The following is a 16,587-nucleotide window of genomic DNA, read 5'->3' as shown; positions in this document are numbered from 1 at the left end:
AAAATATCTTATGGCTATCATATATGATAGCCATTTTCTATACCTATGTAATTGAACTTGCACAAGCATAGGCTGAACTCCAAGCCCATTGAAAATTGTAACCACCAAGCCATCCGGTCACATCTAATACTTCACCAATAAAATACAACCCTTTAATATGCTGCACTTCCATAGTTTTTGATGAAATATGTTGTGTATCTACACCACCTAATGTCACTTCAGCCGTACGATAACCTTCCGTTCCATTCGGCATAAATTGCCAGTGATGTAACCCTTGTTCCAAGACAGTGAGTGTTGTTTTACTCAGATCCGCTAATACTACTTCTTTCAAAGCCAAACGTTGCCAGAGAATTTCCACTAATTTATTCGGTAATAGCCGTTGTAATGCTGTTCGTAACTGTATTTTCGGCGATGTATGGCGTAATTCGAGTAAATATTCTGAAATATTTAGTTGTAGCAGCAAATCAATTTCAATGCTTTCATTTGGTTGCCAATAATTAGAAATTTGTAAAATAGCTGGTCCCGAAATCCCTCGATGGGTAAATAGCAATGCATTACTAAAACTCTTACCATTCTTAGATTTTGCTGTCACTGGTAAGGAAACACCTGCCAGCTCTGCAAAGGCCTTATCCTGTTCTAAATAGGTAAAAGGCACTAAAGATGCTCTTGGCGGAATGATATTTAACCCGAATTGTTCGGCAATTTGATAACCAAATGGCGTTGCGCCTAATTTAGGCATAGATAATCCTCCAGTAGCAACCACTAGTTTCTCACCCTGCCAACATTTTCCATTTTCAGCTTGAACTACAAAACCAGACGCTAAAGAATCAACTCGATTAATGTGTACTGATAATTGAATTGTTACCTGTGCATCTCGACACTCTTGTAATAACAGATTGACGATCTGCCCCGCTCCTTCATCTGTAAATAATTGCCCAGACTCTTTTTCATGATAAGCAATTCCATATTGAGCAACTAACCCAATAAAATCCCATTGGGTATAACGGGCTAAGGCAGATTTCACAAAATGAGGGTTTTGCGAGAGGTAATTTGCTGCACTGACATCTAAATTAGTAAAGTTACAATAACCACCACCAGACATTAAAATTTTACGTCCCGCTTTTTTCCCATTATCTAGCACAATCACTGATTTGCCACTTTTACCAATTTGTGCAGCACAAAATAATCCTGCTGCACCGGCACCGATAATCACGACATCATAACATTGCATGGATTATTTCCCTTTAGATGACACATCAATAATCATTACTTCAGATTGTGGTCCCAAACGAAATGGAACACCCCAAAAACCATATCCTGACGTGACAAATGTGTGCATTTGTGCAAATTGTTGATACCCATAACTTAACTGATAGACCCCTTTTAAGATTAAGTTAATTGGAAAGATCTGCCCGTTATGCGTATGGCCAGAAACTTGAATATCTACACCAGCTTGACTATTTTCTGTAATCGAAAATGGACGATGATCCATTAATAGTATCGGTAACTTTTTCCTCATTTCTGGAGAAAGTACAGCTAAAATTTTCTCTGTTGACTGACGATGGTGATCTAATTCGTCATTGCGACCTGCAATAATCAGTTTATCTGCCACCACAATGACTTGATCTGTTAATAAATAAACACCTTCACGTCTAATTTCATTAGCAATTTGATTCGGTTGTTGAAAAAAATCATGATTGCCTAATGTTGCATATACCCCTAATGGCGCACTTAATTTAGCGAAATAAGGTTGCATCTTCTCTGCAAAATAAGCCTCCAAGTTATCATCCATAATATCGCCCGGTAATAACACAATATCGACTTTTTCATCAGTAAAAATTTGTTGTAATTTTACTAATTGTTTTGCGCCAAATAAGCTACCTAAATGAAGATCACTCGCCACACCAATTCGTAACGGCGCCATCTGTTTATCTATTTTTACTGAATAATGGACTACTTGCGGGACATATGCTTGATACATACTGTATCCAACTAACCCTGTCAGTAAGATAATAGCCACACTTCGACTAATAATTGGATAAGTATGTAAAGATTTTCCTCGCCAATGACATAATTTGTTAATCACTAACATAACTATGGCGACTAATGTGATATACCATAATCCAATTAATAACAATGCAGAATAACGAAATCCATTTGGAATAATATGAAAGACAGATAATAGAACAAATACATTCACCACGAGATAACTTAACCATACAAATGGACGCTTATATTGTGGCTTTGTTATTTTCTTTAATAAGAACCAATCAATCGCTTTGATTCCAATCAAGATCAATATTTGCAAAAACACAAAAATAATATAACGAAATACCATATTTCCTGATTTCCTCGTAATTCTGCTCTTTTTTAGGCTAAAAAATAATGGATAAGATCGCTTTTCACAATCTTGATCCATTATCTATATAAAAGCTAATTAAAGTAGCTCGTCTAAAGCATTCAGTACCATTTCAGGCTGAATATCAATTAAAGATTGATGATAACCTTCTTGGCTATCCTTACTTTTACGCACTTTAATTAAACCACCGCGGATTAAACGAATAATTTTTACTTTCTCCGCTAATGGCGGCGTATATTCTGGGCTGGTAGGACCATAAACAGCAACTAATGGGCGCTGTAAAGCTGCGGCAATATGCATTAATCCAGAATCATTACTGACCACTGCTGTACAACTAGAGATAAGATCGATAGCTTCCGGTAAGGAGGTTTCTCCAGCCATATTAATACAGTAAGGCTGTTCAGCCTCAGATAAACTTGCCCGAATTTCCTCACCAACTGCATGATCTTTTGCAGAACCAAATAAACAAATTTGATGTCCTCGCTGAATTAACAATTTCGCTAAATTTGCATAATGATAATGCGGCCACCTTTTTGCAGGTCCAAATTCTGCTCCAGGACAAAATCCAATTATTGTTCGTTGTGGATCAAATGAAAAACGTTGTGAAAATTGCTGTAATGTTACCGTAACTTGTGCTGATTCAGTCTGTAAATAAGGATAAGGTAATGGCAAATCTTTGGCGACTGGCACCTCATCTTTTTCAAAAGCTAATGCAATATATCGCTGCACCATTAATGGGTAATCACGCTTATTACTACGGAGATCATTTAACAATAGATAACGGCTTTCTCCTTTCCACCCTCGACGTAATGGAATTTTTGCAAAGAGTGGGATCAAAGCTGATTTTAATGAATTTGGTAATACAATCGCTAAATCATATTGGCCTCGTAAAGACTTTCCAATCTGATAGCGTTGTGAAAGATTAAATTCACCATGTCCAATAGGCATCGCTAATGCTTGATTCACTTCGGGCATTCTTGATAACAATGCTCGGCACCAGTTTGGTGCCAAAACATCAATTTCACATGTTGGATATCGCTGCTTCAACATTTGGTACAAGCTATGCGACATCATCATATCACCCACCCAAGAAGGGCCAACTACTAAAATTTTCATCCTAATATCAATTATTTATTTAACCATGCCATATATTCAGCCACACCTTCCGCAACTTTCTTAAACGGTTTATCGTAACCAGTGGCACGTAATTTAGTTAAATCTGCTTGTGTATATTCTTGATAACGACTCTTTAGATGTTCTGGGAATGGAATTGTCTCTACTTCACCTTTGCCATGATATTTCACTACTGCTTTAGCAACCTCAGCAAAGCTTTCTGCATTGCCTGTACCGCAATTAAAAATTCCTGAAACACCATGTTGCCAGCACCAAATATTTACTGCTGCCACATCACCTACATACACAAAATCACGGCGGAAATGTTCGCTGCCTTCAAACAATTTTGGATTTTCACCTTTTAAAATTTGATTATTTAAATGAAAAGCAACACTCGCCATACTTCCTTTATGGTTTTCACGTGGCCCATAAACATTAAAATAACGGAAGCCACACACAGGTGATTCTGCTTCAGGTAAAATTTGACGTACATATTGATCAAATAAGAATTTTGAATAGCCATAAACATTTAATGGATGCTCAAATTGACGTTCTTCAACAAATTCTAAACGATCACCATATGTTGCCGCAGAAGAGGCATATAAGAAAGGAATTTGACGATCTAAGCAGTAATGCAATAACTCTTTAGAATATTCATAGTTGTTTTGCATCATATATTTACCATTCCATTCTGTTGTTGCTGAACAAGCACCTTCATGGAATACGACTTCAATATCCCCAAGATCATCACCAGCAATAATAGATGCAATAAAATCTTCTTTATCACAATAATCTGCAATATCTAAATCAGCTAAATTGGCAAACTTAGTACCATCAGTTAAGTTATCTACAACTAAAATATCTTTTCGACCTAAATCATTGAGTGCTTTAACAATATTACTACCGATAAAACCTGCACCACCCGTTACAATAATCATTTTTCTTCCTTAATTATCTAAATCATATCGCTGGTTATTTTAATAGATTTATCCTGATGGAAAAACAAAAAAATCCCACCACGCTAAGTGATGGGATAACTTTTATTGAGATAAACAAGAAAAGTACAACAAAAAATCTAAACTAAACTTGGGTTTGGAAAATGACTTCTCCTGCTTTTTTCACATAGCTATTGATTTGATCAAAATTCATATAACGATAAGTATCATCTTTATCCTTTTGTAAATCAGCAGCATAACTTAAATATTCTTCTGGTGTTGGTAACTTACCTAATAATGCTGCAACAGCCGCTAATTCAGCAGAAGCTAAGTACACATTCGCGCCTTGACCTAAACGGTTAGGGAAGTTACGTGTAGAAGTTGAAACAACGGTTGATTTAGGTGCCACGCGTGCTTGGTTACCCATACAGAGAGAACATCCTGGCATTTCTGTTCTTGCACCACTCTTACCAAAGATACTGTAATAACCTTCTTCAGTTAATAACGCTGCATCCATCTTAGTTGGTGGTGCAATCCATAATCGAGTTGGAATAACATCTGCAAATTTACTGAGTAATTTACCTGCAGCGCGGAAATGACCAATATTTGTCATACATGAACCGATAAATACTTCATCAATCTTATCGCCTTGTACTTCTGATAATTTACGAGCATCATCAGGATCATTCGGTGCACAAAGAATTGGCTCTTTAATTTCATCCATATTAATTTCAATCACTGCCGCATATTCAGCATCTGGATCTGCTTCTAATAATTGTGGATCTGCTAACCAAGCTTCCATATTTTTAATACGGCGTTCTAACGTACGAGCATCGCCATATCCCTCTGCAATCATCCATTTTAATAGTGTGATATTTGAATTGAGGTATTCAATAATTGGTTCTTTATTCAATTTAATTGTACAAGCTGCTGCTGAACGCTCTGCTGATGCATCAGATAATTCAAATGCTTGTTCAATTTTCAGATTTTCTAGCCCTTCAATTTCAAGGATTCGACCTGAGAAGATATTTTTCTTACCTTTCTTCTCAACAGTTAATAAGCCTTGTTGAATCGCATAATAAGGAATAGCGTGCACTAAATCACGTAACGTAATACCTGGCTGCATTGTTCCAGTAAAACGTACCAATACAGATTCAGGCATATCTAATGGCATTACACCAGTCGCAGCAGCAAACGCTACTAAGCCAGACCCTGCTGGGAAAGAGATACCAATTGGGAAACGAGTATGTGAGTCACCACCAGTTCCAACAGTATCTGGTAATAACATACGGTTTAACCAAGAATGGATAATACCATCACCTGGACGTAATGAAACCCCACCACGATTCATAATAAAGTCAGGCAACGTATGGTGTGTAGTCACATCGACTGGTTTTGGATATGCTGCTGTATGACAGAAAGATTGCATCACTAAATCGGCAGAGAAACCTAAACAAGCCAAATCTTTTAATTCATCACGTGTCATTGGGCCAGTAGTATCTTGTGAACCAACTGATGTCATACGCGGTTCGCAATATTGTCCTGGACGAATACCCTCAACACCACAAGCGCGACCGACTAGTTTTTGTGCTAAGGTAAAGCCTTTATTACTTGCTGCGACAGCTTGTGGTTTCACAAATACATCGCTTTCACCTAAGCCCAATGCTTGTCTTGCTTTATGAGTTAAGCCACGACCGATAATTAATGGAATACGACCACCTGCACGCACTTCATCCAGTAATACTTTAGTTTTTAAGCTAAAGGTTGCCAATACTTCATCACTATCATGACGACAAATTTTTCCTTCATATGGGTAAATATCAATTACATCCCCCATATTTAATGCTGTTACATCAACTTCAATTGGTAATGCACCAGCATCTTCTAATGTGTTAAAGAAAATTGGCGCAATTTTGCCACCTAATACCACACCACCAGCACGTTTATTTGGAATAAATGGAATATCATCTCCCATATGCCATAACACGGAATTTGTAGCTGATTTACGTGATGAACCTGTTCCTACCACATCCCCAACATAAGCAAGAGGGAAACCTTTTTCTTTAAGTTGATTAATTTGACTAATTGGTCCAACTTCCCCTTCTTTGTCTGGTGTAATACCATCACGACTATTTTTTAGCATTGCTTTTGCATGTAAAGGAATATCTGGACGTGACCAAGCATCTTGTGCTGGAGAAAGATCATCTGTATTTGTTTCACCTGTCACTTTAAATACGGTGACAGTAATTTTATCTGCTAACTTTGGACGAGATAAAAACCATTCAGCTTCTGCCCAAGATTGTAGGACTTGTTTAGCAAATTGATTGCCAGCATTTGCTCTTTCCGCTACATCATGGAAACTATCGAACATTAATAATGTATGAGATAACGCTTTAACTGCTAAAGGTGCAAGTTTTTCATTATCAAGTGCTTTCACTAATGGTTCAATGTTATAACCACCTTGCATTGTCCCTAATAATTCAACTGCACGTTCTTGACTAATTAATGGTGAACTTACATCGCCCGCCACTAAAGCAGATAAGAACGAAGCCTTAACGTAAGCTGCTTCATCCACCCCTGCTGGAATACGAGTTTCAAACAAGGTTAAGAGGTATTTTGGATCTTCTTGTGCCGGAGCTTTGAGGAGTTCAATGAGTTGTGCAGTTTGTTCTGCATCAAGTGGTAGTGGGAATACGCCTTCTGCTTGTCTTTGTTCAACGTGTTTTTGGTAATCACCTAAGAAATTAGCCATATTAAATCCTTAAATTATTAGTATGTAGCTAGAGTATGAAGTCAATTTGCATCAGTAATAATGCTTAATGTTAACCATTTGTTAATATAGATCTATGGGCTGGGAATGTCAAAGGGAGGCAAATAGAGATTGTTGGATATTTGATCTACTTCTAAAATTTTACTTTTCTCTTTGTTCTATATCTCCTATTTATTATCTTTCACTAAAAATAAGACTTGCTCCCCCCCCTAAATAAATTATCTTAGATGATAATAACCATTATTTATCAATAACTTTATAAGGAAACTAAAAATGACTAATAAGTTATCATTATTAACCATCTTGTTGACTTCTGTTGGTTTAACTGCTTGCAGCTCTTCTGGAAGTTCAGAAAATAATAAGATATCAAATACAACTAACTCACAAGTGCAACAACATCCTAGCACTTTATCTCTAGCTACACATTTCGATGAACAATATTTAGAAAACAGAGAACAGGTTTCTCCTACTAATGACACTGAAATAGACAAAATAGATGATGAACTTGATAAAATTTTAGTGCTTAATGGTTCAGGTTATAGACAATCCAATTTTACAACAAATGAAGCCAGCTATAATGTTTATGCAGTAAATTTAAATGATTCTGCTTATAGTGTAATGGTTAGTAATAATAGAGAAAAAGATTTTGCTCGTTTAGATACTGCTGTCAACTCAACCAAAGGGGAAGTTTTAAATACATTGTCAGGTAAAGCTACTTATACAGGTACAGCCCTTTTAGTAGATCAAAATCACGATATTACTACTAATGGTACTGTGAAATTAGAAGCTGATTTCACAAATAAAAATATTAGTGGTGAAATCCATAGTAATGCTCAGAATATTATGTTGAATAATACAGAAATAACGACTGCGACCCAAGTTGAAGATTCATCTGATACTTTCATTGCTTTTAGTGGTAATGCCACAACAAATATCGGTTTTGTTGGAGATTATACAGGATCATTTGCAGGTAAAAATGCTAATGAAGTAGTGGGTATTGCAACTCTAGAAAAAGGAGATGAAAAATTAGGTGTCGCTTTTGGAGGAACAAAACAATAATCTATCATTTATAAATAACTGCCTATTGCTATAAAAATTAACCCTTTTTACTCAAAATTGATTGGGTAAAAAGGGAAATAATTTATCAATTAATTAGTTACAACTAAACTGAGTTATACCACTAACTTTGTTGTTTGATCGGACGTATTTAGATCATTCTGTTTTGGATCTTCACCAAAACGATTCGTGCCTATATTTCCTTTAGATACAAAGAAGTATAATAACACCAGCCAACCAATAATTGGGATCAAATACAATAGCTGCCACCAACCAGAACGATTTATATCGTGTAAGCGACGTGTCGTTACTGCCAAATTAGGTAATATAACAAATAAACTATAAATACTGCTTAATAAGCCAGTATCACTTTGCCAATTATAAGTGCCGATTAAAACATCAATAATTCCCAAAATAATTGAAAATAGAATATTAAATAGAGCAAACATCCAAAATTCTTTTCGACGTGCACGCCCTTGAAATACGGCATATTTTTTAATTGTCAAAAGATACCAATTCATACTTAATCCTCTATTATGATTATTTTACTGCCAATAAGAATTTTCTTAATTCAGCAAAATCAGCTGGCATTGTAATTGATAATAATGGTAAGGCATTATGTTTAGCTAACGCTTCTGGTAATGGCACTTCAATACCTAAAATACGTTCTACACTCTCTTTAAATTTGGCTGGATGTGCAGTGCAAAGGAATAAACCTGTTTCACCCTCAACCAAATCATTTTTCAGTACACGATAAGCAACCGCACCATGTGGTTCACAAACATAACCTTTAGCATTCATCGCTTTTAAGGTTTCTTCTGTTTCTGCATCAGTCACACTATCAGAATGTAACTCTGCTAAAGACCATTGTTGACGACGGAATAATTCCTCAACACGAGGCCAGTTATTTGGACGGCTCACATCCATTGCATTTGATAATGTTGCAACGGTTGCATGAGGATCCCATTGATGAGAACGTAAATAACGAGGCACTGTATCATTTGCATTAGTCGAAGCAATAAAACGTTTAATTGGTAAACCGATCGCTTTCGCAATTAATCCTGCCGTTAGATTTCCAAAATTACCACTTGGTACCGATACAACCAAATTGTTTCTTTTCTCAACTGGAAGCTGTGCTGCCGCTTCAAAATAATAACAAATTTGTGCTAATAAACGGCTGATATTAATAGAATTTGCAGAATTTAAACCAATGGCTTCTCGCAATTCTTGATCATCAAAAGCTTGTTTTACTAAAGCTTGGCACGCATCGAAATCCCCCTCAATAGCAATGGTACGAATATTGCCCCCTAATGTACAAAAGAGTTTTTCTTGCAATACACTAATTTTACCTTTTGGATAAAGAATCACGACATCAATGTTTTCTAAGCCATAAAAAGCATGAGCAACGGCTGCTCCAGTATCACCTGACGTTGCCGTTAAAATGGTAATTTTGCCATCTTTACGCACAGCCGCTAACGCTTGCGCCATAAAACGTCCACCAAAGTCTTTAAAAGCGAGCGTTGGACCGTGAAAAAGCTCTAATGCATAAACATTCTCTTCCACTTTCGCAACTGGCGCTGGAAAGGTAAACGCATTTTCAATCAATTTTGCTAACTGATCAGCGGGAATTTCATCACCAATAATCGCTGATAAAATGCGTTGGCTACGCTCAACTAAAGGTAGCGCGAGTAATTCATCGACATTTTCAAAATAAGGTAATTTTTCTGGAAAGAATAAACCTTGATCTTTGCCTAAACCTTGACGAACAGCTTGAGCAAAATTGACTTGCTCTTCAGGATGTTTAATGTTGTATAAATTCATTGTGTTACCTTTCTACTCAATTAACCGAGTTGTCTTGCGCCTTGGTTATCCACTTTACAGATATGCACAAAGCCTTCGTTATTTTGTAAATAATGTTTTTCTAAATAGTCTGCAACTTTAGTCGCAATAGTAAGATCAGGAGCAATTGAGAACATTGTTGGTCCAGATCCTGAAATTCCTGTTGCTAACGCACCAAGATCTTGGGCTGCTTGTTTGACTTCAGCAAAATTTGGTAAAAGTTGCTGACGATACGGTTCTGCAATCACATCCTTCATCATAACTGCAGCCAGATTTTCTTGATGAGTATGACAAGCATGCACAAAACTACCTAAATAACGCCCATGTGAAATCACATCTTGACGTGTGTAGCTTTTAGGTAAAATTGCTCGTGCTTCTGCTGTTGAAACCTCAATTCCTGGGTATGCCAATACCCAATACCAATTATCAAAGAATGGCAAACGTTGACAGATCGAACCAAGCGATTGCACCATAAATTGCACCCCGCCCATATAACAAGGTGCAACATTATCGTAATGGATTGAACCAGAAATACGTCCTTCTAACCCTCCCATCATTTCTAACAATTCCATATCAGAAAAAGGATCTTGATGGAACTGATTCAACGCCACTAACGCCGCTACAATCGAACAAGCACTTGAACCTAATCCAGAACCAATTGGCATATTTTTTTCTAATGTTAACCGCAATGGTTTTACCAGTTGATTGCGCAATTTTAAACGTTCACTAAACAATACATATGCTTGATAAACAATATTCTTTTGCGGCTCTTTAGGTAATTTACGGACAAAATAGCCAACACTTTCAAATTCAAATTGCGTTGCACAATCTTCAATTTGAATCACATCACCTAATAATGAACCATCAATTGGTGAAATTGCCGCACCCAGCGTATCAAAACCTACACTAATATTCGCACTAGAAGCAGGTGCATAAATTCGTAACATAGTTTACCCCTTTAATTAGCGACGTAATGTTCGCAAAATATCCGCAAAAATTCCTGCTGCAGTCACATTATTTCCTGCACCATAACCACGTAATAATAATGGAATTGGCGAATAATAACGAGTATAAAATGCAAGGGCATTTTCACCATTCTTCACTTTATAAAGTGGATCCTCTGCATCTACTGCTTTAATTGCTACTCTGCATTTACCGTGTTTAATTTCACCGACATAACGTAAAACTTTACCCTCTGCTTGTGCTGCTTTTACGCGTTTATCAAATTCAGCATCCAACTCTGGTAACATCGCCATAAATTCTGCAGTTGATTTTCCTTTAGCAAAATCTTTTGGTAACACGCCTTCCACTTCAATATCGCTTAACTCAAGCTCTAAACCTGCTTCACGTGCCAAAATTAACAATTTACGCGCAACGTCTTGTCCTGATAAATCATCACGTGGATCTGGTTCTGTAAATCCTTTCTCTTTTGCCAAGCGAGTCACTTCAGATAGAGGCTTACCTTGTTCTAACTCACCAAAAATAAATGACAATGAACCAGATAAAATACCATCGAATACTTCTACTTCATCACCAGCTGCTAACAAATTTTGTAAGTTTTCAATAACGGGTAATCCCGCACCTACATTAGTATCGTAAAGGAATAAACGTTGATTCACTAACGCCGCAGCACGTAATTGATGATAGTATTCCAAGCTTGAAGTATTGGCTTTTTTATTCGGAGTAACTACATGGAAACCTGCATTTAAGAAATGTAAGTAACTATCGGCAATATCTTGATTAGATGTACAATCCACTAAAATTGGATTTAATACGTGCTGATCTTGTACCGCATCAATCACACGACGAATAGAAAAACTTTCTGTCGCATTAGCTAAATCTTCACGCCAATTACTTAAATCAAGCCCATCTACATTAAGCAATACTTTTTTTGAGTTCGCTATACCACAAACACGAATGGCAATATTTTTCTCTGCTAGAAATTGTTGTTGGTGTGCAATTTGATCGAGTAATTCACCACCAACACCACCAGCACCGATCAAAAATACACGTAACGATTGTTGGCTATTAAATAATGCACGGTGTGTCGCTTTAACCCCTTCAATTGCTTTATTTAATGGTACTACGGTAGAAATAGAACGTTCGGAAGAACCTTGTGCAATCGCCACAATATTGACATTAGCTTGTGCTAATGCAGTAAAGAATTTCGCCGCAATCCCGCGACTCTTACGCATACCATCGCCTACCACCGAAATGATCGCTAGATTATCTAAAATCTCGATTTCATCTAATGCGCCTGACGCTAATTCAGTTGCAAACGCATGTTTTAATGCATTTTTCGCTTTATTTGCTGATTTTTGTGGTACACAGAAACTAATACTATATTCTGAAGAGGCTTGAGTAATTAAAATCACAGAAATGCCCGCTTTTGACATGGTATCAAATACACGTGCAGCCATGCCAACCATCCCTTGCATACCAGGACCAGATACATTGAACATCGCAACATCATTTAAATTAGTAATTCCTTTCACTTGTAGCGTTTCAGAACGTACATTACCATCAATTAATGTACCTGGTGCAGATGGATTACCTGTATTTTTAATTAAGCAAGGAATATTAAATTGTGCAATTGGTGCAATGGTACGAGGGTGAATCACTTTTGCCCCAAAATAAGAAAGCTCCATCGCCTCTTGATAAGACATAGTTTCTAATAAACGCGCATCTGGTACTAAACGTGGATCACAAGTATAAACACCATCAACGTCAGTCCAAATTTCACAACAATCCGCACGTAAACAAGCTGCTAAAACTGCCGCTGAATAATCAGAACCATTACGCCCTAATACCATCAACTCGCCTTTGTCATTCCCTGCGGTAAAACCAGCCATTAATACAACACTCTGTTTTGGAATTGCTGGTGCATTAATACGTTTGGTAGATTCTTCAATATCTACTGAAGATTCCAAATATTCACCTTGTGCTAATAACTGTTTAACTGGATCAATCACATGAACCTGATAGCCTTGTGCTTCAAACCATCCAGCCATAATCGCAATAGAGAGTTTTTCACCACGTGAGATAATTGAAGCATTAATATTGTCTGGGCAAGGCGTTTGTGGAGAGAAGAGGGATAAGGTATGTTCGATTTGAGAGAATTCTTGTTGAACGACATTTCTTAATTTTTCATCATCAAATTTTGCATTTTGCTGTTTTAGTCCAACTAAGATAGTTTCAAATATTTGTTTCGCTTCTTGGAAATCTTTCTGCTTATCTTCACCTTTATTTGTCTTATCGACTAAAGCGACTAAATAATTAGTAATTTTTGCTGGCGCAGATAAAACCCCTGCTGCTTGATCCTTTTGATGAGCTTGTAAAATTAACTCACCAGCTTGGGAAAATCGTTGTGGGTTTGCTAGTGAAGTACCGCCAAATTTTAATACACGCATGATGTTGTCCTCTATATTGTTGTATTTTAAAAACTTGAAACCTAATCATAAAAAAACCCGCACTTTGTAGGGTGCGGGTTTCTTAAACACTATTTTCTGTGTGCTAACCCGCCCCACTAATAATAATGGTCATCATAATGCGGGTCATCGTAATGTTCATTGTTGTCATGATTTACTACACAGAAAGGGAATTTGTTAATACTCGATGGCTCTAATAAGTACCTAAATTCACTCAGCTTGTCAAATAAATTTATTACTATTAGTTAATTTTTTCTATAATAAGGCGATTTTTGCTTTTTATAGAGAATAATAAGATGAGTATTGCACAAAACTTAGACAAAATAGTAAAACAAATTCAACAATATCAAACCGACCAAACTGTTTCCCTATTAGCAGTAAGCAAAACAAAACCATTTAGTGATATTTTAGAAGCCTATCAAGTAGGTCAACGTCAATTTGGTGAAAACTATGTTCAGGAAGGAGTGGATAAAATTCAGCAAGCACAACAGCAAAATCTAACAGATATTACTTGGCATCTCATTGGCCCTCTACAATCTAATAAGACTCGCATTGTTGCTGAACATTTCGATTGGGTACAAACCATTGATCGTTATAAAATCGCAGAACGTTTAAATCAGCAACGTCCTGCTCATCTCCCGCCATTGCAAGTATTAATTCAAATTAATATTAGTGATGAAAGTTCCAAATCAGGTATTCATCCACAACAACTTATGGCGTTAGCAGCTCAGATCGTTCAATTACCTCGCTTACAACTGCGTGGTTTAATGACAATTCCTGCACCAACTGAAGATTCACAACAGCAACAAAAGGCCTTTAGCCAAATGGCTGAACTATTTCAACAATTACAACAACGTTACCCAACATTGCCTATTGATACTTTATCAATGGGAATGACTGATGATATGCAAAATGCCATTATCTGTGGCTCAACAATGGTCAGAATCGGTACAGCGATTTTTGGTAAGCGTAATTAACTTGATGATATTTTCCTAATAACGAAAAACCCCATCTTCAAACGCTACACTAACATCAAAGATGGGGGTTATAGATAAAATCAAATTAACGTCTTAACGTAAGAAACTCGGAATATTTTTCTCATATTCCGCAATTGCATCTTCATGTTGTAAGGTTAAACCAATATTATCTAAACCATTTAATAAACAATGACGGCGGAATGGATCCAACGTAAAGTGATAGATCTTTTCCCCTACTTTGACAGTTTGTTGCTCAAGATCAACATCAATCGGTTTACCCTCATTAGCTTTTACCCAAGTAAAGATCTCATCAACCTCTTGTTCGGTTAATTTCACTGGTAATAGATGATTATTTAAGCTATTGCTGTAAAAAATATCCGCAAAGCTTGGAGCAATCATCACTTTAATACCATAATCTGCTAACGCCCACGGTGCGTGTTCTCTTGATGAACCACAACCTAAATTTTCTCTAGCTAATAAAATTGTTGCACTTTGATATTGTGGAAAATTTAATACAAATTTTGGATTTAATTGCGTACCCGCTGGGTCAAGATAACGCCACTCATGAAATAAATGTTTACCAAAACCAACTCGTGTTACCGCTTGTAAAAATTGCTTTGGAATAATGGCATCAGTATCCACATTTGCCATATCTAATGGAATGACTAAGCCACGATGTTGTTTAAATCCTGCCATATTACGCTCCTAATAATTCGACTGTACGAATATCGGTGAATTTACCAAATACTGCCGCAGCGGCTGCCATTGCTGGACTCACTAAGTGAGTACGACCATTACGTCCTTGACGACTTTCAAAGTTACGGTTACTTGTTGATGCACAACGTTCCCATTCACCAAGACGATCATCATTCATCGCTAAACACATTGAACAACCCGGTAAACGCCATTCAAACCCTGCTTCAATAAAGATTTTATCTAAGCCTTCTTTTTCCGCTTGTTCTTTTACTAATCCTGAACCCGGCACAACCAATGCTTGTACCCCCGCAGCCACTCTACGCCCTTTAGCAACAGCAGCGGCTGCACGTAAATCTTCAATGCGCGAATTAGTACAAGAACCAATAAAGACTTTATCCACTTTAATATCAGTTAAGTGTTCACCACCTTGTAATCCCATATAAGCTAAGGCTTTTTCCGCAGATTGTTTCTCTATCGGATCTGCAATTTCCTCTACTTTTGGCACAGTTTGATCAACTGCGATTACTTGACCTGGGTTAGTTCCCCAAGTGACTTGCGGTGCAATATCTTTTGCTTCTAATACCACCACAGTATCAAATTCTGCATCAGGATCACTCTTTAAGGTTTTCCAATATTCAACAGCTTTATCCCACTCTTCACCTTTTGGTGCATACGGACGATCTTTCAAATAGTCAAATGTAGTTTGGTCTGGTGCAACCAATCCTGCTTTTGCGCCTAATTCAATCGCCATATTACATACTGTCATTCGACCTTCCATCGAAAGATCTTCAATCGCCTGACCACAAAATTCCACTACATGACCTGTTCCGCCTGCCATAGTGGTTTTGCCAATAATGGCTAAGATAATATCTTTTGCGGTAATCCCTTCTGCAACTTTGCCACGTACTTCGATCTTCATTGTCTTCGCACGAGCTTGTTTTAAGGTTTGTGTAGCTAAAACGTGTTCAACTTCAGATGTACCAATTCCAAACGCTAATGCACCGAAAGCACCGTGTGTTGCAGTATGTGAATCACCACATACGATTGTCATTCCCGGTAAAGTTAATCCCTGTTCTGGCCCAACAACATGAACAATCCCTTGTTTTTTATTATTGAGGTCATAAAGCGAAATATTGTTTGCATGGCAGTTTTTATCTAACTCTAACACTTGGATTCTTGCTTGCTCCCCACAAGCAGCAGGATCACGACTTTGGGTAGAAATACTATGATCCATAGTTGCAAATGTTTTACTCGGCTGACGTACTTTTCTACCTGCAACACGCAAGCCATCAAAGGCTTGTGGTGAGGTGACTTCATGCATTAAATGACGATTAATATAAAGAATTGGCGTTTCACCTTCCGCTTCATACACGACATGAGCGTCAAATAATTTTTCGTATAATGTTTTGCCCAT

Annotated in this window: 13 protein-coding genes; 2 read left to right on the top strand and 11 right to left on the bottom strand. The window is 37.1% G+C overall.

The features are described from left to right. Nucleotides 1-43: 43 nt before the first annotated feature. From PF272_RS05485 to acnB, 5 genes are all read right to left on the bottom strand, one after another. Complete coding sequence (locus PF272_RS05485) at nucleotides 44-1,231, bottom strand: BaiN/RdsA family NAD(P)/FAD-dependent oxidoreductase (RefSeq protein WP_271141944.1); 1,188 nt, start codon at nucleotides 1,229-1,231, stop codon at nucleotides 44-46. Between the two features lie 3 nt (nucleotides 1,232-1,234). After that, the gene (locus PF272_RS05480; protein ID WP_271141943.1) at nucleotides 1,235-2,338 is read right to left on the bottom strand and encodes a metallophosphoesterase; all 1,104 of its coding nucleotides are present in this window, start codon (nucleotides 2,336-2,338) and stop codon (nucleotides 1,235-1,237) included. A gap of 99 nt (nucleotides 2,339-2,437) precedes the next feature. After that, the gene (waaF, locus tag PF272_RS05475) at nucleotides 2,438-3,475 is read right to left on the bottom strand and encodes a lipopolysaccharide heptosyltransferase II (RefSeq protein WP_271141942.1); all 1,038 of its coding nucleotides are present in this window, start codon (nucleotides 3,473-3,475) and stop codon (nucleotides 2,438-2,440) included. 11 nt (nucleotides 3,476-3,486) lie between these two features. Further along, nucleotides 3,487-4,410: an ADP-glyceromanno-heptose 6-epimerase gene (rfaD, locus tag PF272_RS05470; protein WP_065235247.1), complete on the bottom strand. Its 924-nt coding sequence runs from the start codon at nucleotides 4,408-4,410 to the stop codon at nucleotides 3,487-3,489. A gap of 142 nt (nucleotides 4,411-4,552) precedes the next feature. Further along, entirely contained in the window at nucleotides 4,553-7,159 is a 2,607-nt protein-coding gene (gene acnB, locus PF272_RS05465; RefSeq protein WP_065237219.1) for a bifunctional aconitate hydratase 2/2-methylisocitrate dehydratase, read from the bottom strand. Nucleotides 7,160-7,450: 291 nt separating this feature from the next. Here acnB and PF272_RS05460 point away from each other — a divergent pair, with 291 nt between their 5' ends. Continuing rightward, nucleotides 7,451-8,236 carry a factor H binding protein domain-containing protein gene (locus PF272_RS05460; protein ID WP_271141941.1) on the top strand — a complete coding sequence of 262 codons (786 nt, stop codon included), beginning with the start codon at nucleotides 7,451-7,453 and terminating at the stop codon, nucleotides 8,234-8,236. Between the two features lie 113 nt (nucleotides 8,237-8,349). Here the strand turns inward: PF272_RS05460 and PF272_RS05455 are convergent, their stop codons facing one another. From PF272_RS05455 to thrA, 4 genes are read right to left on the bottom strand one after another with little or no spacing between them, the layout of a single operon-like run. Then, the gene (locus PF272_RS05455; RefSeq protein ID WP_271141940.1) at nucleotides 8,350-8,754 is read right to left on the bottom strand and encodes a DUF805 domain-containing protein; all 405 of its coding nucleotides are present in this window, start codon (nucleotides 8,752-8,754) and stop codon (nucleotides 8,350-8,352) included. A 19-nt stretch (nucleotides 8,755-8,773) separates the two neighbouring features. Continuing rightward, the gene (thrC, locus tag PF272_RS05450; RefSeq protein WP_271141939.1) at nucleotides 8,774-10,054 is read right to left on the bottom strand and encodes a threonine synthase; all 1,281 of its coding nucleotides are present in this window, start codon (nucleotides 10,052-10,054) and stop codon (nucleotides 8,774-8,776) included. Nucleotides 10,055-10,074: 20 nt separating this feature from the next. Then, nucleotides 10,075-11,019, bottom strand: coding sequence for a homoserine kinase (thrB, locus tag PF272_RS05445; RefSeq protein WP_271141938.1), 945 nt, complete (start codon nucleotides 11,017-11,019; stop codon nucleotides 10,075-10,077). 15 nt (nucleotides 11,020-11,034) lie between these two features. Beyond that, nucleotides 11,035-13,482, bottom strand: a complete 2,448-nt coding sequence (thrA, locus tag PF272_RS05440; RefSeq protein ID WP_271141937.1) for a bifunctional aspartate kinase/homoserine dehydrogenase I — start codon at nucleotides 13,480-13,482, stop codon at nucleotides 11,035-11,037. A 314-nt stretch (nucleotides 13,483-13,796) separates the two neighbouring features. Here thrA and PF272_RS05435 point away from each other — a divergent pair, with 314 nt between their 5' ends. Then, complete coding sequence (locus PF272_RS05435) at nucleotides 13,797-14,477, top strand: YggS family pyridoxal phosphate-dependent enzyme (protein WP_271141936.1); 681 nt, start codon at nucleotides 13,797-13,799, stop codon at nucleotides 14,475-14,477. A 93-nt stretch (nucleotides 14,478-14,570) separates the two neighbouring features. Here the strand turns inward: PF272_RS05435 and leuD are convergent, their stop codons facing one another. Both leuD and leuC read right to left on the bottom strand, forming a co-directional pair. Continuing rightward, on the bottom strand, nucleotides 14,571-15,173 hold the full coding sequence (leuD, locus tag PF272_RS05430; protein WP_271141935.1) for a 3-isopropylmalate dehydratase small subunit: 603 nt from the start codon (nucleotides 15,171-15,173) through the stop codon (nucleotides 14,571-14,573). Between the two features lies 1 nt (nucleotide 15,174). Next, a complete protein-coding gene (gene leuC, locus PF272_RS05425) occupies nucleotides 15,175-16,587 on the bottom strand; it encodes a 3-isopropylmalate dehydratase large subunit (protein ID WP_271141934.1) in 1,413 nt (470 codons plus the stop codon).

It is taken from the genome of Gallibacterium faecale (assembly GCF_027920745.1).
Lineage (GTDB): Bacteria > Pseudomonadota > Gammaproteobacteria > Enterobacterales > Pasteurellaceae > Gallibacterium > Gallibacterium faecale.
This window is presented reverse-complemented; position numbering and strand designations above follow the sequence as displayed.

Excerpts from the sequence above, each read along its gene's own strand:
- PF272_RS05485 (WP_271141944.1), bottom strand. The coding sequence starts at position 1,231 with ATGCAATGTTATGATGTCGTGATTATCGGTGCCGGTGCAGCAGGATTA.
- PF272_RS05480 (WP_271141943.1), bottom strand. The coding sequence starts at position 2,338 with ATGGTATTTCGTTATATTATTTTTGTGTTTTTGCAAATATTGATCTTG.
- waaF (WP_271141942.1), bottom strand. The coding sequence starts at position 3,475 with ATGAAAATTTTAGTAGTTGGCCCTTCTTGGGTGGGTGATATGATGATG.
- rfaD (WP_065235247.1), bottom strand. The coding sequence starts at position 4,410 with ATGATTATTGTAACGGGTGGTGCAGGTTTTATCGGTAGTAATATTGTT.
- acnB (WP_065237219.1), bottom strand. The coding sequence starts at position 7,159 with ATGGCTAATTTCTTAGGTGATTACCAAAAACACGTTGAACAAAGACAA.
- PF272_RS05460 (WP_271141941.1), top strand. The coding sequence starts at position 7,451 with ATGACTAATAAGTTATCATTATTAACCATCTTGTTGACTTCTGTTGGT.
- PF272_RS05455 (WP_271141940.1), bottom strand. The coding sequence starts at position 8,754 with ATGAATTGGTATCTTTTGACAATTAAAAAATATGCCGTATTTCAAGGG.
- thrC (WP_271141939.1), bottom strand. The coding sequence starts at position 10,054 with ATGAATTTATACAACATTAAACATCCTGAAGAGCAAGTCAATTTTGCT.
- thrB (WP_271141938.1), bottom strand. The coding sequence starts at position 11,019 with ATGTTACGAATTTATGCACCTGCTTCTAGTGCGAATATTAGTGTAGGT.
- thrA (WP_271141937.1), bottom strand. The coding sequence starts at position 13,482 with ATGCGTGTATTAAAATTTGGCGGTACTTCACTAGCAAACCCACAACGA.
- PF272_RS05435 (WP_271141936.1), top strand. The coding sequence starts at position 13,797 with ATGAGTATTGCACAAAACTTAGACAAAATAGTAAAACAAATTCAACAA.
- leuD (WP_271141935.1), bottom strand. The coding sequence starts at position 15,173 with ATGGCAGGATTTAAACAACATCGTGGCTTAGTCATTCCATTAGATATG.
- leuC (WP_271141934.1), bottom strand. The coding sequence starts at position 16,587 with ATGGGCAAAACATTATACGAAAAATTATTTGACGCTCATGTCGTGTAT.